Source organism: Kitasatospora sp. NPDC091207 (assembly GCF_044768625.1).
Taxonomy (GTDB): Bacteria; Actinomycetota; Actinomycetes; order Streptomycetales; family Streptomycetaceae; genus Kitasatospora.
This window is the reverse complement of record NZ_JBIVVS010000011.1, coordinates 144,734-164,795: the sequence shown is the minus strand read 5'-3', so window position 1 is coordinate 164,795 and position 20,062 is coordinate 144,734. Positions and strand designations below refer to the sequence as shown.

15 protein-coding genes, 1 pseudogene and 1 riboswitch are annotated in these 20,062 nt (G+C 73.6%); of the genes and pseudogenes, 7 read left to right on the top strand and 9 right to left on the bottom strand.

What is annotated here, in order from left to right:
* Positions 1 to 9 precede the first annotated feature (9 nt).
* Both ACIQTO_RS20225 and ACIQTO_RS20220 read right to left on the bottom strand, forming a co-directional pair.
* Positions 10 to 2,820, bottom strand: coding sequence for a hypothetical protein (locus tag ACIQTO_RS20225; protein ID WP_402389622.1), 2,811 nt, complete (start codon positions 2,818 to 2,820; stop codon positions 10 to 12).
* Positions 2,817 to 6,131, bottom strand: a complete 3,315-nt coding sequence (locus ACIQTO_RS20220; RefSeq protein WP_402389619.1) for an FtsX-like permease family protein — start codon at positions 6,129 to 6,131, stop codon at positions 2,817 to 2,819. The genes ACIQTO_RS20225 and ACIQTO_RS20220 overlap by 4 nt, the downstream gene beginning before the upstream one ends.
* A gap of 352 nt (positions 6,132 to 6,483) precedes the next feature.
* Here ACIQTO_RS20220 and ACIQTO_RS20215 point away from each other — a divergent pair, with 352 nt between their 5' ends.
* A complete protein-coding gene (locus ACIQTO_RS20215) occupies positions 6,484 to 7,194 on the top strand; it encodes an ABC transporter ATP-binding protein (protein WP_402389616.1) in 711 nt (236 codons plus the stop codon).
* Positions 7,195 to 7,320: 126 nt separating this feature from the next.
* Here ACIQTO_RS20215 and ACIQTO_RS20210 read toward each other — a convergent pair whose 3' ends face one another.
* The 3 genes from ACIQTO_RS20210 to ACIQTO_RS20200 all read right to left on the bottom strand — a co-directional run bounded on the left by ACIQTO_RS20210 (position 7,321) and on the right by ACIQTO_RS20200 (position 9,744).
* The gene (locus tag ACIQTO_RS20210; RefSeq protein WP_402389613.1) at positions 7,321 to 7,596 is read right to left on the bottom strand and encodes a hypothetical protein; all 276 of its coding nucleotides are present in this window, start codon (positions 7,594 to 7,596) and stop codon (positions 7,321 to 7,323) included.
* A gap of 607 nt (positions 7,597 to 8,203) precedes the next feature.
* Positions 8,204 to 9,097, bottom strand: coding sequence for a carbon-nitrogen hydrolase family protein (locus tag ACIQTO_RS20205; RefSeq protein WP_402389611.1), 894 nt, complete (start codon positions 9,095 to 9,097; stop codon positions 8,204 to 8,206).
* Positions 9,091 to 9,744: a hypothetical protein gene (locus ACIQTO_RS20200; protein WP_402389608.1), complete on the bottom strand. Its 654-nt coding sequence runs from the start codon at positions 9,742 to 9,744 to the stop codon at positions 9,091 to 9,093. The genes ACIQTO_RS20205 and ACIQTO_RS20200 overlap by 7 nt, the downstream gene beginning before the upstream one ends.
* 267 nt (positions 9,745 to 10,011) lie before the next feature.
* Here ACIQTO_RS20200 and ACIQTO_RS20195 point away from each other — a divergent pair, with 267 nt between their 5' ends.
* Positions 10,012 to 10,662 carry a LysE family translocator gene (locus ACIQTO_RS20195; RefSeq protein WP_402389605.1) on the top strand — a complete coding sequence of 217 codons (651 nt, stop codon included), beginning with the start codon at positions 10,012 to 10,014 and terminating at the stop codon, positions 10,660 to 10,662.
* 49 nt (positions 10,663 to 10,711) lie between these two features.
* Here the strand turns inward: ACIQTO_RS20195 and ACIQTO_RS20190 are convergent, their stop codons facing one another.
* Together ACIQTO_RS20190 and ACIQTO_RS20185 are read right to left on the bottom strand one after the other, a co-directional pair.
* Positions 10,712 to 11,437, bottom strand: coding sequence for a dienelactone hydrolase family protein (locus ACIQTO_RS20190; protein WP_402389603.1), 726 nt, complete (start codon positions 11,435 to 11,437; stop codon positions 10,712 to 10,714).
* Positions 11,438 to 11,789: 352 nt separating this feature from the next.
* Entirely contained in the window at positions 11,790 to 11,954 is a 165-nt protein-coding gene (locus tag ACIQTO_RS20185; protein WP_402389600.1) for a hypothetical protein, read from the bottom strand.
* Positions 11,955 to 12,236: 282 nt separating this feature from the next.
* Here ACIQTO_RS20185 and ACIQTO_RS20180 point away from each other — a divergent pair, with 282 nt between their 5' ends.
* Positions 12,237 to 12,518, top strand: coding sequence for a nitronate monooxygenase (locus tag ACIQTO_RS20180; RefSeq protein WP_402389597.1), 282 nt, complete (start codon positions 12,237 to 12,239; stop codon positions 12,516 to 12,518).
* Positions 12,518 to 13,234: an NAD(P)H-dependent flavin oxidoreductase gene (locus ACIQTO_RS20175; protein ID WP_402389748.1), complete on the top strand. Its 717-nt coding sequence runs from the start codon at positions 12,518 to 12,520 to the stop codon at positions 13,232 to 13,234. Before ACIQTO_RS20180 ends, ACIQTO_RS20175 begins: the two co-directional genes overlap by 1 nt.
* Before the next feature lie 97 nt (positions 13,235 to 13,331).
* Here ACIQTO_RS20175 and folP read toward each other — a convergent pair whose 3' ends face one another.
* The gene (gene folP, locus ACIQTO_RS20170; protein WP_402389595.1) at positions 13,332 to 14,180 is read right to left on the bottom strand and encodes a dihydropteroate synthase; all 849 of its coding nucleotides are present in this window, start codon (positions 14,178 to 14,180) and stop codon (positions 13,332 to 13,334) included.
* A 130-nt stretch (positions 14,181 to 14,310) separates the two neighbouring features.
* Here folP and ACIQTO_RS20165 point away from each other — a divergent pair.
* A pseudogene (locus tag ACIQTO_RS20165) lies at positions 14,311 to 15,075 on the top strand (methylenetetrahydrofolate reductase).
* Positions 15,076 to 15,203: 128 nt separating this feature from the next.
* On the opposite strand, the gene metE reads toward ACIQTO_RS20165, so the two are convergent.
* Positions 15,204 to 17,513, bottom strand: coding sequence for a 5-methyltetrahydropteroyltriglutamate--homocysteine S-methyltransferase (gene metE / locus ACIQTO_RS20160; RefSeq protein WP_402389592.1), 2,310 nt, complete (start codon positions 17,511 to 17,513; stop codon positions 15,204 to 15,206).
* Between the two features lie 137 nt (positions 17,514 to 17,650).
* A riboswitch (cobalamin riboswitch) is annotated at positions 17,651 to 17,875 on the bottom strand.
* 43 nt (positions 17,876 to 17,918) lie between these two features.
* Between metE and ACIQTO_RS20155 the strand changes: the two genes are divergently transcribed.
* Positions 17,919 to 18,422, top strand: coding sequence for a hypothetical protein (locus ACIQTO_RS20155; protein WP_402389589.1), 504 nt, complete (start codon positions 17,919 to 17,921; stop codon positions 18,420 to 18,422).
* 499 nt (positions 18,423 to 18,921) lie between these two features.
* The gene (locus tag ACIQTO_RS20150; RefSeq protein ID WP_402389746.1) at positions 18,922 to 19,992 is read left to right on the top strand and encodes a serine hydrolase domain-containing protein; all 1,071 of its coding nucleotides are present in this window, start codon (positions 18,922 to 18,924) and stop codon (positions 19,990 to 19,992) included.
* Positions 19,993 to 20,062 lie beyond the last annotated feature (70 nt).

Here is a 20,062-nt window from a genome sequence, read left to right as displayed (position 1 = left end):
GGGCGTCGGTCATCGCTGGTCCCCCACCCGCAGTTCGGTGCTGATCTGGCGCCGGCCGGAGATCAGTGCCTCGGCCAGCACTCCGGTCGTGACCAGCGCCGCCAGGCCGAGGACCTGGAACAGCACCGGCAGCAGCGCCGGCTCCAGCCCGGCCGGAACGGGGGCGCCGACCAAGGCCGACAGGTCGATCGCCGGCCCCAGCAGCGCGACCGCGGCCAGCGCCACCACTCCCCCGCCGACGGCCGCGACCAGGGTCTGCGGCAGGGTCTCGACCACGATCAACGCCAGCCCCTGCCGGGGCCGCAGCCCCATCGTGCGCAGGCGCGCCAGCATCGCCGCCCGCTCCGGAGCCGCCCGGAGCAGCGTCAGCAGGACGGCGAGCAGGGCGAACCCGGCGGCGCCGATCACCGCGGCCCAGAACAGCCGGCCGGCCGAGTGCTGCAGCGGATCGTTGGCCAGCTCGGCGGCCCGGGCCGCACTGGTGCGGAGCAGGTACCCGGCCGGCAGCGCGTCGGCCTCGGCCTCGGCCGACGCCTGGGCCGCCGGGGCGACGGTCGACGGCGCGCCGCCGCCGCGCCGCGCCGGTGCCAGCTCGCGCATCAGCCCCTTCAGCTGCCGCTCGTCGATGTCACCGGTGGCGACCCAGAGGTTGGCGCGCTTGAGGTCGGGCAGCCGCGCGGTCGAAGGGCCGGCCAGCACGACGAAGCGTCGGGTGGAACTCTCCAGCGCCGGGGTGCCGTCGAGGGTACCGGCCGACTTCGCCAGCAGCTCCCACCCGTTGGGCATCCGCAGGCGGTAGCTTCCGCCACCGATCTTCTTGGCGACCTCGGTGCTGAACAGCGCCGGCACGGGGGTGTCGGTCCCGCCGTCGTCGCCCGCCAGGACGGCCGGGTCGAACGCGCCGCGCCCCACCGTCCGGGACAGCTCGGCATACGCCCGCGGGTCCACCACCAGCGCGCTGACCCGGGTCGGGCCGCTGTCCGCGCCGAGCAGGAACACCTCGCTCTCCCACCAGACGGGGGTGGCCGTCCTCACCCCGGGCAGGGCGCCGGCCGCCGCGATGAAGCCGGGCGGCAGCACCGCACCGGTCGGTGCCCCGACGACCGCGTCACCACCGACCGCGCTCAGGGCGGCATGCGCCCGACCACGGTCGACGGCGTCCAGCACGGTGGCGCCGAAGCCCGCCGTCGTCACCGCCAGCATCAACGCCAACAGCGGCAGCACCGACGGGCGCGGCCGCCCGCCCGCCCCGCGCGCGGCCCGGGCCAACCCCAGGAACCCCACGACTCCCGAACCCCGGCCGACCACCCGCGCCAACACGCCGACCAGCACCGGCTGCAGCCGCGCCAGCGCCAGACCACCCGTCAACGCCAGCAACAGCGGCGCCGCCACCAGCATCGGATCCAGCCCGCCCCCCGGCGGCACCACCCCGCGGCGCCGGACCTCCAGCACCGCCGCCACCGTCACCGCCACGACCACGAGCTCCCCGACCAGCCGGCGCCGCGCACCCGGGGCACGCGGCACCGACCACAGCAGGGCCGCCCGGACCGGAAAGCCCAGCAGTGCCAGCAGCGACACCGCCAGCGCCACCACCACGGACCCCCACCACCGCGGCGTCGGCAACAACCACCACATCAGGGCGGTCGCCACCACCGCGGCCGGCACCACGGTCACCGCGCCCTCACCGAGCAGCCGCCGCACCACCCCGCCCCGCGACCCGCCCCGTGCCTGCAGCAACCGCAGCTCGCCGACCCGCCGGTCGCCCGCCAGCCCCGCGGCCAGACAGAGCACCACCACCGCCACCCCGGCCAACCCCGCCGGACCGACCGCCGCCAACGGCGCCGCCGCGTCCCGCCGCGCCACCGCCTGCCCGAACAGCTCCGGCAGCTCCGAGGCGACCCGCAGGTCCTCTCGGCCGGTCAGCGTGGTGAGGCGGGTCCCGGTGGAGCCCGCCACGTAGGAGGAGATCTCCTCCCTGGTCCGGTCCAGCTGGTCGGCGCGCAGGGCGCCGGTGTCGACGGGCAGTCGCCAGAAGTCCGTCGCGCCCCCTCCCCACGGGGCGATCAGGTCCGTCGTGCCGGTGGCGACCACACCGCCGGTGCGCCATGCGCGCTTGGTGGCGGCCTCCAGACAGGCCCGCTCGGGGCAGGGCAGGTCGGCCCAGTACGGGTCCTTCGGGTCGGCGGCGCTGTAGAGGCCGACCACCTCGGCCCGCACCGGGTCGCCGGCCGTCGAGGAGCCGGCGTCGACGACGTCGCCGAGGTGGATGCCGATGGTGTCGGCGGCGCTCCTGCTGACCGCGATCGGGACCGGTCCGCCGCCGCCGCCCGCGCCGGGCCACCGGCCGGCCACCAGGGCGGCACGGTCGGTGAGGCCCTGCACGTAGAGCAGGTCGAGCAGGGGCGGCGCGTCGTCGTCGAGACGGGTGTACCCGGGATTCAGCATCGGACGCGCCTTGTTGCCGCGCGTGCCGTACACCGGACCGCTCGCCGCGAGCCGGAAGGTCTCGTTCGGGTAGGAGGTGAGCTTCGCCGCCACCCGGTCGAGGTCGGCGGGGTCGTTCTGGTGGCGCCCGGTGGCCTGCAGACTGGTCCAGGACGGGCCGCGGTCGTGCAGGAACTCGCGCAGCGCGGCGTCCGTCCCCCGGTCGACGGCGCGGGGGAAGGCGGCGGCGAGGAGGACGGTGACGAAGGCCAGCGCCGCCATGAGCGCGGCGGCCAGCGGTGCCGTCCGCAGCCTGGTCCGCACCCAGGGCGCGGGGCGCAACCCGGCCGTGGTGTCCGTGGGGCTGGGCGTGCCGGTGCCGGCCTGGGTGGTCACATCTCCTCCACATGCCGCAGCCGGGCGGCCACGTTTCGACGGCGGCGCCCACTGAGGGAGGCCGACAGCAGGGCGACGACGGTGATCGCGGCCGCGAGCAGCAGGGCCGGGCCGAACGGCAGGTCGACCAGCACCTCGGGCACCGGCCGGCGGGCGGCCGGGGTGAGCACCACCAGCGGCACCACCAGGTGGACGGTCACGGCGCCGAGAGCCAGTCCGACGGCGCTGCCCAGCGCGACCAGCAGGCCCTGTTCGGCGGCGACCGTCCGGCGCAGCCACCGCCGAGGGGTGCCGAGCGCGAGCAGCACGGTGAACTCCCCCGCGCGTTCGCGGGCCGAGGCCGCCGACGCGGCGGCGAAGCCGATCGCCGCCAGCACGGCGCTGACCACGGCGATCGCGGCGAGCGCGTTCTGCGGTGCGGAGCCGATCGGGTCCGCGAGCAGGTCCGCCGCCACCTCGTCGCGCAGCAGCAGTCGCTGGCCACCCGGTTCGGCCCGCAGCTTGGCCGCGGCCTCGGCGGGCACGGTGTCTCCCGGGCCCGCGGCGGGCAGCCACCACTCGGAGGCGGCCGGCAGCTGCCGGCCGGCGGCCGCGAGCAGCCGGCCGGTGGTGGCGAGGTCGATCGTGATCGCGGTGTCCCCGACCACGGGCAGCGACTCGACCGCGCCGGTGATCCTGACCTGCAGGGTGGTGCCGGCGAACGGCACCTGGACGGTGTCGCCGACCGCCGCGCCGACGGCGTTCAGATAGGGGCGGGTGGCGACCCCGGAGACATGGTCCGGGGCCGTGGTGCCGGCGGGGGCGACGACGGCCTGGAGACTGTCGACGCCGCCGCGCCCCTTCTGGTAGTGGATCTTGAGCAACCGCTGCTCTCCCGCCCCGGCGGGCACGACGGTGGACGCGGACGCGTCCTTGCCCGCGACGGTGACCGTGCTCCAGGCCGGACCGGCCGGCGCGGCGACGGGACCGGCCGGGCCGGTCGCGGTGTCGGAGACACCGATCCGGTGGACGGTCAGGTCGCCGGTGAGCGCGGGAGTGCGGTCCGAACCGAACACGACGACCATTCCGGCCAGCGTGAGCGGCGCGGCGGCGGAGCCGACCGGTGCGTCGGTGAGCGCCGCGAGATCGGCGGTGGCCACGGCGTCGCCCTGGTTGGGGACGCCCGCCAGCGGAGCGCGGAACGTACTCCCGAACCGGTCGCGCAGCACCAGCCAGACGTCCGGGTGCGCATCGGCCTCCCCGGCCGGCGCGTTGGTGAGGTGGACGTCGACGCGCTGGGGGTTGCCGGGCAGCGGCAGCCCGGCCTGGAGGCCGGTCGGCGCCGGCTCGGCCAAGGGCGCGAACACCTCCCGCGCGCTCTGCCCGCCCAGCAGGTCCGCCCGCACCGGCACCCGGTCCGCGAACCCGGCGGCGTCCAGCGCCAGCAGCTGACCCGTCGCACCGCCCGGCAGCGAGTTCTCCTGCCGCACCACCGGAACCACGCGCTCGCCGCCCGGCAGCGCCCCGTACCGGCCGCCCTGACCCATCGACGCCGTCGCCGACCCGAAGATCCGCAGGCCGCCCGCCGACACGAAGTCCGCCTGATCACGCTGCGAACCGGACCAGCTGGCGTGCTGGCCCAACGCCAGCACCCCCGTCGACACCGCGAGCACCAGCAACAGCACCGGCCCCGCGGCGCGCCCGGGCCGACGCGCCAGCTGCCAACCCGCCAGGGCCGGCACCAGACCCCGGCCCCGCGCCGCCGCCCTGCCGCCGAGCCGGGCGGCGAACGGCAGCAGCCGCAGCACCAGCAGCGTCCCCGCGCACAGCAGCAGGGTCGGAGCCGCCACCAGCACCGGGTCCAGGCCCAGCTCGCCGTCGGCATCGGCCGACAGCCCACCGCTGTACCGCGACAGCTGGAAGTAGGCCAGCACCGCCAGCGCCACCACCGCGAGGTCGGCGCCCGAGCGGACCGCTCCCGCCACCAGCGCCTGTCGCCGGCCCGCCCGGCGCAGCACCGCCCCACCGGCGCCGCGGAACACCGCCGGAGCCGCCGTCAGCACCACACAGGCCAGCGCGCACAGACCCGCGACCGGCCACAGCGTCCAGGTCAGCCCGGTGTCCAGCGGTACCCGGGACAACGACCCGAAGCGCGCCAGCACCCGCAGCAGCACCGGTACCAGCAAGGGCGCCAGCACCGCCGCCGGCAGCGCCAGCAGCAACGACTCCGCCGCCGTGAACGCCCCCAGCCGCACCCCCGAGGCACCTCGCGCCGCGAGCAGGGCGTTCTCCCCCACCTGCCGGGCCGCCATCAGGTGCACCACCAGCAGCAGCACCGCGGCGGCGAGCACCACCAGTTGCCACGCACCGATCAGCAGGGTGGACCGGGCGACCAGCGCACTGGAATCCAACTCCTGCAGAAGCAGCGGAAGTTCGGTCGCGACCTGAAGGCCGGCCGTCCTGCCCAGCTCATCGGCGAGGCCGGCGGCCCGGCCCCGGAGGGCGGCGGCCTCGGAAGCCCGGACGGTGGAGAAGTCCGCGCCGAGCAGCCAGCTCCGGCCGTTCTGCGGAACGCCGGCGGCGGTGAAGGCACTGTCGTCGACCAGCAGCGGCCCATAGGTGGCGAACCCGCCGACCAGGATCTCGCGACCGCCCACCGGGTCCAACCGCCAGTACGGGTCCGCGAGATCGGTGGCACGGTAGACGCCCGTGACGCGGACGGTGAGCGGCGCACCGCCCAGGCGGTCGTCCAACCGGACCTCGGCCGGCAGCGCCCCGGCGGTCAGGCCCAGCCGCACCAGCGCCGCCTGCGGGACAGCCACCTGCACCGGCCCCGCGCCGGCCGCTGCCGCCGCCGGCCACGACCCCGCCACCAGGGTGACCCGGTCGCGGGCGAGCGTGGCGAGCAGGGTGAGATCGGTCTGCTTCCCCGCCGCCTGGGCGCCGCCGGGAGCGGGCGCGGTGGCAGGCGCGCCGCCGGCAGCGGGCGAGGGCGTGGGCGCGGTGGCGGCCGCGGCGGCCGGGAGCCCGTAGGAGCGGCTGCGGGCCAGACTCTCACCGTGCACGGGCAGGCCGCCGAAGAGCCGCTCGGCGTAGCCGGCCACCGCCGCGTCGTCCGCGGCCCGCTTGTCCTGGCCGTGCTCGGCCTTCACCAGGACGGTGCTCCGGGCCTGGCCCGACACCTGGAGCGACTGTCGAAGCCCCGCCTCCCCCACGGTGCGGTTGAACGCCACCAGTGCGGTGAGCACCGCCGTGGTGATCAACACCGTGAGTAGGACGGCGGTGGCCAACGGCAGTCGCCCGCGCAGACGGCGCACGACAAAGCCGAGCATCCTCTTCCTCCCCCGCTGCATCCCGGTCGCGTCCGGCACCTCCGTCCGGTACTCGCTGCCCCGGGATGGATGTCTGTCGCGCACCGCTACGGTGATCACCGGCGCTTGATCACCGGATAGCGGACGATGCTGTCAGATTCACTCTTCAAACGGAAGGGACTTGCGCGAATCATGTAACTAGTGAGCAAATTCTCCGCGTTGGCAGCAGATCGAATCGGCACCGGCGACACGTCAACAACGTCACGCCCGTGCCGCGCGGTTCAGTGGCCGATCAATATGCCATGTACAGCTCATTTGTTTCGCCCGTCATGAGTACTTCACTTCAGCCGAGGAACACCCAGGGGGACGCCCAATGACGCAGCAACCGGCCGCCACCGTCACCACCGGCATGGTCACCGTCACCGACCTCACGCACAGTTTCGGCACCGGCGACCGCACCGTGCACGCGCTGCGCGGCGTCTCCTTCACCGCCCGGCGCGGCGAACTCACCGCCCTCAAGGGCCGCTCCGGCTCCGGCAAGACCACCCTGCTCAACCTCGTCGGCGGCCTCGACACCCCCACCGGCGGCACCATCACCCTCGACGGCACCGACCTCAACCAGCTCGACGAGAACGGCCGGCTGGCCCTGCGCCGCGACCGCATCGGCTTCGTCTTCCAGTCCTTCGGCCTGATCCCCGTCCTCACCGCCGCCGAGAACGTCGGCATCCCCATGCGCCTGCGCGGCACCCCCGCCCAGGAACGCGAAGAGCGCGCCCGCACCCTCCTCGCCCTCGTCGGCCTCACCGAGCACGCCCACCAGCGCCCCGCCGAACTCTCCGGCGGACAGCAGCAGCGCGTCGCCATCGCCCGCGCCCTCGCCAACGAACCCGACCTCATCATCGCCGACGAACCCACCGGCCAACTCGACTCCGAGACCGGCCGCTCCATCATGGAGCTCCTGCGCGCCGTCGTCCGCAGCCAGGGCGTCACCGCCCTCGTCGCCACCCACGACCCCACCCTGATGGAACTCGCCGACCGCGTGATCGAACTCCGCGACGGCCACATCCACACCCCGGAGGCCTGACCGGCTCGGCCCCTCCGGGCAGCGCCGAGGCCGGCCCGGGCAGCAACCGGTTGCCCGTCCGGCCCCACCCGCGCCGGTCCGGGCCGGCGGCGCCGGGGACCGGACGGGCAACCCCGGGGCGGGCGGTCAGAGCGCCCTGAGCGCGGCCTCGCACTCGCGGCACCGCCGTGTGCGCTGGGACGGCGGGTACCAGGGCTCCCCCGGACCGGACGGCCGGTAGCCCTCCCGTTCGAGATCGCCCGTCCCGATCCCGCAGAAGGTGACCGGCCCCGGGTCCTCCGGCACCTCCGGGTCGGCCGGCGCCGCGTGCACCCAGCGGATCCGCGCGCCCACGTCGACCTCCTCCGCGTCCAGCACCTCCGTGGACGGCTCCAGCTCGACCAGCACGATCACTCCGCTCATACCTCGACCCTGCCCCCGGCCCGCACGAGCCGCATCCCGGCCGCCGGGGGCAGCCGGCCACGACCGCACGTGGTGGCGCGGCCACGCCCCGTCCCGGATCCTCCCGGTCTTCCGGAGCCGGGCACGGTTCTGCCCGCCGTCACGAGGCCGACGTCTCCGCCCGGCCCAGGAGCGTCACCACGCGGCGGGGCCGGCCAAGGGTCAAGCCCGTGCCCGCACGCCCTCAAGAACGGGTCACGCACCACGCCGGCGCCGCGGACCGGGGAATGCGGCTCCGGCCCGCAGGAAATGCCCGGGACCCCCCTCGCCGAGGTCCGCCGCGCGCACAAGAACTCGCCGCCGTTCCCGCTCAAGGCGGAACGCATCAAGAACTGCGACATACGCCCTTCACAGCCCGTCCCGCCGAATGGCGGAAAGGCCGACGGCACCGGATTCCGGCCTCGCCGCGGAACGGCAGGCCTGGTGTTCCCGGCGCATATGAGCACCGTTGTCGCCACTCGCCGAACGCGGCATCCTGCCGACACGGCACCCGTCGCCGGCTCAGCGGGAGACCTGACGGCGGCGGTACTCGATCACGCCTGTGCCGGCCTGTCGCACCAGCGGGGTCTCAGAAGAGTGTGCCGGTGTCGCTGCGGGGGTCGTCGACCGGAATCCGCGCGTCGTAGAGACCGGTTCGGGCCGAGCGGCGCCACGGTCGGGCGTAGCGGACGGCCATGTCGATGTCCTCGTCCTTCGAGTCGAGGTCGATGTCCGCGATCGCCAGGGCGGGACGTCCGTCCGTGGGACAGCGGGCGAGCCATCGCCCACCGGGTGCCACGATCCCGGCCGGAACCGTCGTGCTGAACTGCGCCGGTACGGAGTAGCCGAGCCAGTAGGTGTAGAGCGTCCCGTACGCCTGGGCGACGCGCGCCCGGGGCGCGTCGTCCACCATGACCGACAGCAGGACGCAGTCGACCTCCAGGCGCTCGTACTCGGCGAACACCTCCGGGAAGTTGGCCTCGATGCACAGCGCGAAGCCGAACCGGATGCCGTCCACCTCGACGACGAGCGGTCGCTTCCCCGGGGAGTACAGGAAGGAGACCTCGGTGTGCGAGAGGAATCGCTTGTCGTACCGTGCGACCAACCGGCCGTGGTCGTTGACGACGTAGAGGCTGTTGTGCGGCCGGTTGGGCGGTGTGAGCGGGTGGATCGATCCGAATACCGTCCACAGCCCGAGTTCCCCGGCGAGCCCGGCGATCGACTCCGCTTCCTCGCGCAGGACGTCCCATGCGGCACGACTCCAGTCGGCCGGGACGAGAGCGCCGGCCGGCCCCGCCGCCATCACCTGCTTACTGGGATAGGTGATGGCCCCCTCCGGGAACTGCGCCAACCGCGCGCCCGCCGCGGCGGCCTCGACCATCAGGGCCCGGATCTCCAGCCCGGCCGCCCGCAGCGCTCCCCGGTCGGTGGGATCCTCCGGCACCGTGCTCTGTGCGACTGCGATCCGCAGCGTCCTCACCACGCCGTGGACCGTACGGCATGCCCCGAGACAAGACCAGCGCCTTGGCGGAACCCGGCCGGATACGGAAGCGATCTGCCCGACGACGTATCAGGACGTCGCGCTGCACGGGCAGTGTGACGGAGTCGGCCGACCTGGTCCGCGAACCGGATGAGCGGAGCTTCCCGCAGGGCCTTCAAGGAGAGCGCGACCTGCCCGGAGCGCGTCTCGGCGATGATCACCTCAGCGGTGACGCGCCGGCCTGCTTCGACCGCCTCGGACGGGTGGCTGATCAAACCCCACGTCAGGTCCGGCCCCCGGATGAAGCCCGTGCAGAGCCCGTCGGGTTCGCCATCGACGTGGACGAGGACCCCGAAGCCGTGCACCTCGGCGACCGTCCCGGCGACCAGCTGCCCCGGTTCGAGCGCGAGGAGGAAGGACCGCAAGGCCGGTATCTCGCACGCCCTGGCGGAGAACTGACGTTGGCCTTCGCGCCAACGCCCGATCTCTTCGGCACTGATCTCCCGGCCGACCTCGAACAGCCGGGACGGATGCTCCCTGCGGAGCATCGACGCCTCGTGCCCGGGAATCCGGCCGATCTCGGCTCCCTCCCCTTCGGCAGCCATGAGTTGGACCAGGACGTCCGCACCGTCGAACCCGGTGACCTTCACCGTCCTCACGGCCCCCGGCCGGAGCTGGTTCATCACGGACTGCGGGCGCGGGTCGGGGCTGGTTCGGACATGGAGGTGAGCCCATTCGGCGCCGGCCGACGGGTTCCCGCCCTCGCGACCCTGTCTCACCCGGCGTGTCACGGCACACGGCTGCGGCCGGTTCCGCGCACCGCCGGGTGACAGCTGCCGCGGCCCGGCACTCCGCGCCGCACAGGGCCGCGACCTGCTACGTTGCGCCCAAGCGAACGCGCGTACGGAGGTAGTGCTGTGATCGGGCTGGGAGCAATAGCGGGGATCGCGCTGGTGGAACTCGGCATGGTGCTGACACCGGGGCCGAACATGATCTACCTGGTTTCCCGCTCGATCGCCCAGGGCCGCCGGGCGGGGCTGGTCTCGCTGGCCGGGGTCGCCCTCGGTTTCCTGGTCTACCTCTTCGCGGTGTCCGCCGGTATCGCCACCGTCTTCGCGCTCGTGCCGGAGATCTACCTGGCGATCAAGCTGGCCGGAGCGGGCTACCTGCTCTGGCTGGCCTGGAAGGCCGTCCGACCGGGGGGCCGATCCGCCTTGGCGAACCAGGAGTTGGCGCAGGACGGGACCGGCAAGCTGTTTCTGATGGGCTTCCTCACCTGCCTGCTCAATCCCAAGGTGGCCATCCTCTACATCTCCCTGCTGCCGCAGTTCGTCGACCCGGCGCTCGGCCATGTCGGCCTGCAGGGGGTGCTCTTGGGGCTGACCCAGATCGCGGTGGGGGTCGCGGGCAACGCGTTCTTCATCGTGACGGCCGGCTCCGTCGCCGGGTTCTTCGGCCGGCACCCGCTCTGGCAGCGCCTGCACCGCTATGTGATGGGCACCGCGCTGGCGGGCTTCGCCGTCAGGATCGCCACCGAGCGGACGGGCGCGGTGGCCGCCCTGCGCTGACGGCCGGCCACCGGCCGCCGGGACCCGAGGGACCGGCGGCGGCTCCGGATCACTCCGTGACCGGCAGGCACTCGGCGAGCAGGTCGACGATGTCGCGCCAGGCCCGCCGCGCGTGCCGGGGGTGGTGGCCGACTCCGGGCACCACCGTCTGGTCGACCGGCGGGTGATGGAAGGCGTGCAGGGCGCCGCCGTAGACCACGAGGCGCCAGTCGACGCCCGCGGCCTGCATCTCGGCGGCGAACGCGTCCCGTTGCGCGGCGGGCATGATCGGGTCCTCCGAACCGACCCCGGCCCACACCGGGCAACGGATGCGCGCGGCCTCACCCGGTCGGCCCGTGGTCAGCGCGTTGACCGTCCCGATCGCCCGCAGGTCGACACCGTCGCGCCCCAGTTCCAGCACGATCGCGCCGCCGGTGCCGTAGCCGACGGCGGCGATCCGGTCGGGGTCGGTCCGCGGTTCGGCGCGCAGCACATCGAGTGCCGCGTGACCGATTCCCCGCATCCGCTCGGGGTCGGCGAGCAGGGGGATCGCGCGCGCCAGCATCTCCGCGGGATCGGTGAACCAGCGCCCGCCGTTGATGTCGAAGGCCAGCGCCACGTAGCCGAGTTCGGCCAGGGCGTCGGCCCGCCGGCGCTGGAAGTCGTTCAGGCCGGGCCCCTCGGGCCCGAGCAGGACGGCGGGCCGGCGGTCGGCACCCGCCGGAAGCGCGAGGTGTCCGACCATCGTCAGACCGTCGGCCGGATACTCGACCGTGTGTGTGGTAACCGTCGGCATGGGTCCAGACTGTAGTGACCGCCGCGCCCGATCGGGCCGGTGTTAGCCGGCGGCAGAACTGGGCGGCACCGCCAGGCACTCGACGCACGCACGCCCTGCGCGGCCCTCACCACACCGTCGGCCCGCTTCTGCCCTCGGACCTCGGGCATCGTCGCGGGCCACCTCACCCCCGGGTCCGCGGAGTCCGTGGGTGTGGTCGGCCGGGCCGCCGGACAGCGGAAGTGACAGGTCGTCCGTCCAGGGGCACGGCGGCACTTCGGGCCCCTGCCGTCCGGTCAGGTAGACCTGGACGCGGCGAGCGGGGCCGTCGCCGACGCTGGCCGGGCGTCGGCCGGCGCCCGGCGCGTCGAGCTCAGGATGCCTCGGCCGGGGCCGAGGTGTGCGTCACGGCCACGGGTCGGGCGGTGGGCGCGGTCCGCGAGCGGTCGCGCGCGAGGACGGCCAGGCCCAGCACCACGAACCGCGCGGTGCCGGCGAGTGCGGAGGCCGACAGGTAGACGGCCTGTTCGAGCGGCACGCCGGGCGATGCCACCGTCTGCCGCGGGAGGGCCGTCGCCGCGCGGGTCATCGCGGAGCCGGCCGCCGCGCAGGCGGCCGGCTGGACGTGCTGACGCCGGGTCGCGCGCCCGCCCGCGCCGAACGCCGGATTCCCCGTCCGCGGCCAGTTGACGGGGAGTCGTCCGGCCGCGGATGTCACGACACGTGGTCGCCGACGGGCCGGCGGTTCGATGTGGTGCTCGTGGAGGCGGGTCCCCCGATTCCTTCCCCGTTCGTCGCGGCAGGAGCGATCATGAGGGCCATGGCATTGTCGACGGAGTTCACGGAGTTGTTGGGCGTGCGGCACCCGGTCGTGCTGGCGCCGATGGGCGGTGCGGCCGGGGGCGCGCTGGCGGCGGCCGTCTCCCGGGCGGGCGGGTTCGGGCTGCTGGGCGGCGCGTACGGGAACCGGGAGTGGTTGGCGCGCGAGCTGTCGATCGTGGCGAAGGGCACCGATCAGCCGTGGGGTGTCGGCTTTCTGACCTGGGCGGGGTCGACGTCGGCGCAGTGGAGCAGGCGTTGGAGGCCCAGCCCGCGGCAGTGATGCTCTCCATCGGGGACCCGAGCCCGTTCGCCGATCGAATCCGCAGGTCGGGTGCGGTTCTGATGGTTCAGGTCACTGATCTGGACGAGGCCGGGCGGGCTGTGGACCTGGGCGCCGACGTCATCGTGGCGCAGGGAACGGAGAGCGGTGGGCACGGCGCCCGCCGCGGGCGGTCCACCCTGCCGTTCGTGCCGCTCGTGGTGGACCTCGCGGCACCCGTACCCGTCCTGGCGGCCGGCGGGATCGCCGACGGCCGGGGCGTCGCCGCGGCACTGGCCCTGGGCGCCGCCGGAGCTCTCATCGGCACCCGTTTCCAGGCCACGACCGAGGCCCTGGTCGACCCCTCCGTCAGCAAGGCCCTCATCGAAGGACACGGACAGGACACCGAGCGCAACAGCGTGCTGGACATCGCCCGCGGCGCGAGCTGGCCGACCGAGACGTACACGGCCCGCACACTCGGCCACCCCTACCTCGACCGCTGGCGCGGCCGGGAAGCCGAGTTGGCCCGCGACCTGCGGGCCCGTCAGGACTACCGGGACGACGTCGCACGAGGGGTCATTCCCCCGATGCCGGTCTGGGCGGGCGAGGCGGTCGACCTCATCACGGATCTACCGTCCGCGGCCGACCTCGTCACCACCTTGGCCGCCCAGGCCGAGGACGCCCTGTCCCGAGCCGGAAAGCGCGGGCCGGAGAACCGGCCACGAACCCGCGACTGACGACGCCCGCCCGCTCGCACGTCGCGGGCTCGGCGGCGACCTCGCCAGGCAGGCCCGTCACTCCCGTTCCCGGCCACGGCGCGAACTCGGCCACCGGTCAGCCGGCCGCCGCTCGCAGGGCGGCCACCACGCGGACCGCGTCGGCGGTGCCCGGGACGTCGTGGACACGCACGGCCCATGCGCCCTGGACCGCTGCCAGCGTGGACACGGCCGCCGTGGCGGCGTCGCGGGCGCGGGCGGGCCGGGGCTCACCGGTCGCCGGGTCGGCGAGCAGTGTCCCGAGGAAACGCTTCCGGGACGCCGCCACCAGGACGGGGCGGCCGAGGGCGGCCCAGGCGTCGAGCCGGGCGAGCAGGGCCCAGTCGTCCTCGCGGCCCTTGGCGAAGCCGAGGCCCGGGTCGACGACGAGCTGGTCGAGGTCCACCCCGGCGGAGACCACCACGGCCATCTGGTGTGCCACCTCGCTGATCGCCTCGGCCACGACGTCCTCGTACTCCGCGAGTTCGTCCATCCCGGCGGACTGTCCCCGCCAGTGCATCACCACGAAGGGAACACCGGTACGGGCCACGACGGACGCCATCCGCGGATCCGCCCGGCCTCCGCTGACGTCGTTGATGATCCGCGCGCCGCAGTCCACCGCCGCCTCGGCGACGTCCGCGCGCATCGTGTCCACGCTGACGGCCACTCCGGCGGCGACGAGTGCCCGCACCACGGGAAGCACCCGTCTCGTCTCTTCCTCCGGGGTCACCCTGACGGCACCCGGACGGGTGGACTCGCCGCCGACGTCCACGATGTCGGCGCCCTGCGCCGCCAGCCTCAGCCCGTGGGCGACCGCCCGGCCGGGATCGAGCCACAGGCCACCGTCGGAGAACGAGTCGGGAGTGACGTTCACGATTCCCATCACTCCGCAGCGACCCCAGTCGTCCACTCCGGGCAGCTTGTCCATGCGCATATGCGTGGGACCATTGTGACTCATGGTGCCTCATTCACTTCCCGACTCAGCTCCGGCCTCAATTCGGTGTATCAACAAGTGGACAGGGTGAGCCAGCACCACCGGCCGACCCGATCATGTCCCCATGGCTCTCGGAACCCCCAGCACAAGGACTGATCGGGCACTCTCCATCCGCGAACTCCTGGCAACGGGGGAACGCTCGTACTCCTTCGAGTTCATGCCACCCCGAAGCGCGCAGGCGGAAGCGGGACTGTGGAACGCGATCCGCAGGTTGGAGGTACTTCCTCGGTCACTATGCTGACCAGGGAGTTCGCAACGTCCTCGCGCTGCGCGGCGATCCGCCCGGCGATCCGCTCGGCGCGTGGGCGCGCCACCCGGACGGCGTGGAGTACGCGGCGGAACTCGTCCGGCTGATCAAGGAGTCGGGGGACTTCTGCGTCGGGGTGGCCGCCTTCCCGGAGCTGCACCCCCGGTCGCCCGACTGGGACAGCGAGATCCGGCACTTCGTGGAGAAATGCCGGGCGGGGGCCGACTACGCGATCACCCAGATGTTCTTCGACGTGGACGACTATCTGCGCCTTCGGAACCGGGTGGAGAAATCAGGATGCGACATCCCGATCATCCCGGAGATCATGCCGATCACCACGACGCGGTCCCTCGACCGTATTCCGGCGCTCAGTACCGCGGTCATTCCGAAGACATTCTCCGACCGCATGAGAGCCGCCCGGGACCGCCCTGACGAGGTCCGCGCCATCGGCATCGACCACGCCACGGAAATGTGCCGGCGACTGATTTCCGAGGAAACCCCGGACTGCATTTCATGACCATGAACTTCTCCACGGTCACGACGGAGATCTACCAGAACCTGGGCCTCGACGGCCGGGGGTGAACGGTGACCGTCCCGTGGAGCGCGGGACGGTCACCGCACCGGCGGCGCCCGGCCCGCACGTGACGTTCTGCCCCGGACGGTGCCGGGGCGGGTGGTCGCGAGGTCGCACCCGCCCCGGCAGGACGACGTCAGCCGGCCAGCTCCCCCCGGACCGCGCGGGCCGCGGCGACCAGGTTCTCCAGGGAGGCGCGGGTCTCGGTCCAGCCGCGGGTCTTCAGACCGCAGTCGGGGTTGACCCAGAGCCGCTCCGCCGGAATCGCGGCCAGGCCGGCCCGCAGCAGCGAGGCGGCCTCCCCGGCGCTCGGCACCCGGGGCGAGTGGATGTCGTAGACACCCGGGCCGACCTCGCGCGGGTAGCCGGCCTCGGCGAGCTCGTGGGCGACCTCCATGTGCGAACGGGCCGCCTCCAGGGAGATCACGTCGGCGTCGAGCTCGTCGATCGCGGTCATGATCGCGCCGAACTCGGCGTAGCACATGTGGGTGTGGATCTGGGTGTCGGCACGGACCCCGGAGGTGGAGAGCCGGAACGACCCGGTGGCCCACTCCAGGTAGCCGGGGCGGTCGGCCGCCCGCAGCGGCAGGGTCTCGCGCAGCGCGGGCTCGTCGACCTGGATGACGGCCGCGCCGGCCGTCTCCAGGTCGGTCACCTCGTCGCGCAGGGCGAGCGCGACCTGCCGGGCGGTGTCGCCGGTCGGCTGGTCGTCCCGGACGAAGGACCAGGCGAGCATGGTCACCGGGCCGGTGAGCATGCCCTTGACCGGACGGTCCGTCAGGTCCGCCGCGTAGCGGTACCAGTCGACGGTCATCGGGTGCGGGCGGGAGATGTCGCCGGCCAGCACCGGCGGGCGGACGTAGCGGGTGCCGTAGGACTGCACCCAGCCCTGCTGGGTGGCCAGGTAGCCGGTCAGCTGCTCGGCGAAGTACTGGACCATGTCGTTGCGCTCGGGCTCGCCGTGGACCAGGACGTCGATGCCGGCCTTCTCCTGGTAGGCGATCACCTCGCGGACCTCGGCCCGCATCCGGTCCTGGTAGGCGCCGTCGTCGATGCGGCCGGCCCGCAGGTCGGCGCGGGCCGTGCGCAGTTCGGTGGTCTGCGGGAAGGAGCCGATGGTGGTGGTCGGCAGCAGCGGCAGGTTCAGGCGGGTCCGCTGCGCCTCGGCGCGCTCGGGGTAGGCCTGGGCGCGGTGGGCGTCCGCGGGGGTGGTGGCGGCGACGCGGGCCCGGACGGCCGGGTCGTGGGTCAGCGCGGAGGCGGCACGGGAGGCCAGGTCGGCGCGGTTGGCGGCCAGTTGGGCCGCGATGGTGTCGACTCCGTCGCGCAGGCCGCGGGCGAGGATGGTGATCTCCTCGGTCTTCTGGCGGGCGAAGGCGAGCCAGCGGGCGACCTGCGGGTCGAGGTCGCGTTCGGCGTCGGCGTCGAGCGGGACGTGCAGGAGGGAGGAGGACGGCGCGACGTCGACCCGGTCGGCCAGCCCGAGCAGGGTACCGAGGGTGGCGAGGGACTTCTCCAGGTTGTTGATCCAGATGTTGCGGCCGTCCACCACGCCCGCGACCAGGCGCTTGCCGGGCAGGCCGCCGACGGCGGCAAGGTCGTCGAGGTTGGCGGCGCCCGGGCCGGTGAAGTCCAGGCCGATGCCCTCGATCGGGGCCTTGGCCAGGACGGGGAGGGCCTCGCCGAGGCGGTCGAAGTACGTCGCGGCCAGGATGCTCGGCCGGTCGGTGAGCGCGCCGAGTTCGCGGTAGACGCGGGCGGCGGCGTTCAGCTCGGCCGGGGTGCGGTCCTGGACCAGGGCCGGTTCGTCGAGCTGGACCCACTCGGCGCCCGCGGCGCGCAGGTCGGCGAGGAGTTCGGCGTAGACGGGCAGCAGCCGGTCCAGCAGGGTGACCGGCTGGAAGTCGGCGGCCACGCCGGGAGCGGGCTTGGCGAGCAGCAGGTACGTCAGCGGGCCGACCAGCACCGGCCGGGCCCGGTGGCCGAGGCCGAGGGCCTCCCGCAGTTCGGCGACCGGCTTCGCGGAGTTCGCGACGAAGACCGTGTCCGGGCCCAACTCGGGTACCAGGTAGTGGTAGTTGGTGTCGAACCACTTGGTCATCTCCAGCGGCGCGACATCCTGCGTGCCGCGGGCCATGGCGAAGTAGCCGTCCAGCGGGTCGGCCTCGACGGCGGCGCGGTGGCGCGGCGGGATCGCGCCGACCGCGACCGTGGTGTCCAGGACGTGGTCGTAGAGCGAGAAGTCGCCGGTGGGGACTTCGGTGACGCCCGCCCCGGTCAGCCGGCGCCAGTTGTCACGGCGCAGTCCGGCGGCGGTGGCGTGCAGGGCGGCGGCGTCGACACGGCCGGCCCAGTACCCCTCGACGGCCTTCTTCAGCTCCCGGTTCGGGCCCTGCCTCGGGTAGCCGTACACGGTGGCCTGCGGGGTGGTGGAACTCGATGACACGGAACTCTCCTTCGCGAGTCGCGCTGCGATCCCGGGAGAGCACGACGGCGTGGAGGTACGACAGTGGGGGCACGGCACCAGGATGGGCCCGCCCGCTCCGCCGACCCGCCCTCGAGGTCACCGAGATCACCGCGTGCGGGGTGCACGCGGACAGTGGCAGGTCTTCGGACTCGCGGGCACATCCACCTGTCGAACCAGGCGGACCCCTACTGGCCGTCGCTTCCCGGACCCCGCTGGGGCCCAGTGCATGTGACGGCGGTCGTTCCCACTCACCGCTGCGGGGCAGTCCCGGATTCCCACCGGGTTCCCTCTTACGACGCCATGGCTGGAGGACACGGCGAACCTACTGCGAGGCCCAGCCTAGGCCCAGCGAGGCGCGCCTGTCGCCGCTTGTCCGGATACCGGATGGCCACGTGGACCGTTTCCGGCCACGCAAGCGCCCCGGCGCGCTCCGGCGCGGCCGGGCCGATGGCCTCGGCGGTGAAGGGCCCGGCTCCACCGGCGTCGGCGGCCTTGCCCCGCCGCAGCCGGACCGCCACGATCACCAGGCAGGCCGTCGGCGTGTTGAAGGTGGCGAGGACGGGTGCAGGGCGCCTTGAAGCGTCCGACCTCGGCACCCTGCTTCGCACGACCGTAGACGCGCCGGTGGGTGGGGTCGATGTCGACGAACGCGACCTTGTCCGCGCCCGGCAGCAGTGGCGTCGTCCGGGCCAGTCGGGCAAGGAAGTGCCTGTGCACCGCGTGGAGTTGCCGGTTGTGGCCGTGCGTGAAGGCGCGCAGGGAGGTACCCAGCGTCGAAGGTGCGCGCTCCCCGCCGAACAGCAGGCCCAACGCGCCGTGCCGCAACCGGTCGGTGTCGTCGATGGGGGCATCTCCGCTTTCATGTCCGGGCCCTGGACCGGCCATTGACCGGTGGATTCGGACTCAGGTCGCGGTTGCTCGTCATCCCTGTGACCCCGGGGGGGGTGAGCTGCCGGGCTGTCGAGCATGGCCACGAACTGGTCGACTCGCGTCGGCCAGGAGGGGGAGCCCCACCAGTCCTCGACACAACGGTTGCGCCACGCACTGTCGGTGCTGTCGATCGCGAGAACATCCAGCAGCGCGTTGAGGTCGGCGGGATCGATCCCCGCCCTCGCTTGAAGCATCTCCTCGACGGCTCCTTCGGTCGGCGTCGGTGGCCAGGAGCACGGTCCTGGCCGGGGGCGGTTCCCGGAGCCTGCTCCCGGGTGCGGTCTCGTCCTGGGTGCGGACGAACTCCCCTGCCCTCGAATGGTCCTCTTGATCAAGGCCGGGAATCACCGGCGCCATTCATCGGAGGGTTCCTTTCGTGTACGAGCATGCACCGCACAGCCGCTTTTTGAACCGGCATCGGGTGGTGGCGGTCGTGACCGCCGTGGCAGCCGGGGTCATGGCGGCCGGAGCACTGGCACCGACCGCGGCGTTCGCGGGCGGCAGGCCGGACAGTGTCCAGTCGAGCCTGAACGCGCTGGTGAAGGACGACGGCCTGCCCGCCGCGCTGGCCGCCGTCAAGGGCCGTGACGGCCGCACCCGCAACTACACGGCCGGCGTCGGCAATCTCGCCACCGGGGCCAAGGTGCCCGTGGACGGGCAGGTACGGATCGGCAGCAACACCAAGACCTTCACCGCCGTCGTCGTGCTCCAGCTCGTCGCCGAAGGAAAGGTGGGCCTGGACTCCCCCGTTGAGACCTACCTGCCGGGTCTCCTGCGCGGTGACGGTATCGACGGGCGCCACATCACCGTCCGTCAGCTGCTGCAGCACACCAGCGGCCTGCCCGAGTACGTGGACAAGGACTCGATCCTCACCAGTCCGACGCGGTACTACGAACCGCGTGAACTCCTTGACGTGGCCCTCGCCCAGAAGGCCCACTTCGCCCCGGGCACGCGGTGGGAGTACAACAACACCAACTACCTGCTGGCGGGCCTGATCATCCAGAAGGTCACCGGGCGGCCGATCGGTGAGGAGATCAACCGGCGCATCGTCGACCGCATCGGCCTGCGCCACACCTACTTCCCCTCCCCGGGGGACATGAGCATCCACGAGGACCACCCCAAGGGCTACAACCGGGACGCCGACGGCTCGCTCCGCGACTACACCGAACTGGACCCGTCCTGGGGCTGGGCGGCAGGCGCAGTCGTCTCCACCAACAGCGACATCACCCGCTTCTACACCGCGCTCCTCGGCGGCCGTCTCCTGCCCGCGGCGCAGCTCGCCCAGATGCGCACCACGGTCTCTGCCGACGAGGTAGGTCCGGGCGCCCGCTACGGGCTGGGCCTGGTGAGCCGGCCGCTGTCGTGCGGTGGCCTGTACTGGGGCCACGGCGGGACCATTCCGGGCTACGACACCGCCGGGGGTGCCACCGATGACGGCCGCGCCGTCAGCATCGCCGTGACCATGATCCCGAGTGGCGCGGCCGGGCAGCACGTGGAGGCCACGGTGGACTCGGCCATGTGCCGCTGACCTTCCCCGATCCGGCCTGAGCGTCCGCACCGGTACGACCAGCGGGTTCTGCGCGCACCTGCGGGCAGAA

Coding starts and splice junctions, on each gene's coding strand:
- ACIQTO_RS20220 (WP_402389619.1), bottom strand. CDS start 6,131: ATGCTCGGCTTTGTCGTGCGCCGTCTGCGCGGGCGACTGCCGTTGGCC.
- ACIQTO_RS20190 (WP_402389603.1), bottom strand. CDS start 11,437: ATGCCGACGGTTACCACACACACGGTCGAGTATCCGGCCGACGGTCTG.
- ACIQTO_RS20175 (WP_402389748.1), top strand. CDS start 12,518: ATGCTCTCCATCGGGGACCCGAGCCCGTTCGCCGATCGAATCCGCAGG.
- ACIQTO_RS20150 (WP_402389746.1), top strand. CDS start 18,922: ATGGCGGCCGGAGCACTGGCACCGACCGCGGCGTTCGCGGGCGGCAGG.
- ACIQTO_RS20180 (WP_402389597.1), top strand. CDS start 12,237: ATGGCATTGTCGACGGAGTTCACGGAGTTGTTGGGCGTGCGGCACCCG.
- folP (WP_402389595.1), bottom strand. CDS start 14,180: ATGGACAAGCTGCCCGGAGTGGACGACTGGGGTCGCTGCGGAGTGATG.
- ACIQTO_RS20210 (WP_402389613.1), bottom strand. CDS start 7,596: ATGAGCGGAGTGATCGTGCTGGTCGAGCTGGAGCCGTCCACGGAGGTG.
- ACIQTO_RS20215 (WP_402389616.1), top strand. CDS start 6,484: ATGACGCAGCAACCGGCCGCCACCGTCACCACCGGCATGGTCACCGTC.
- ACIQTO_RS20155 (WP_402389589.1), top strand. CDS start 17,919: ATGGCCACGTGGACCGTTTCCGGCCACGCAAGCGCCCCGGCGCGCTCC.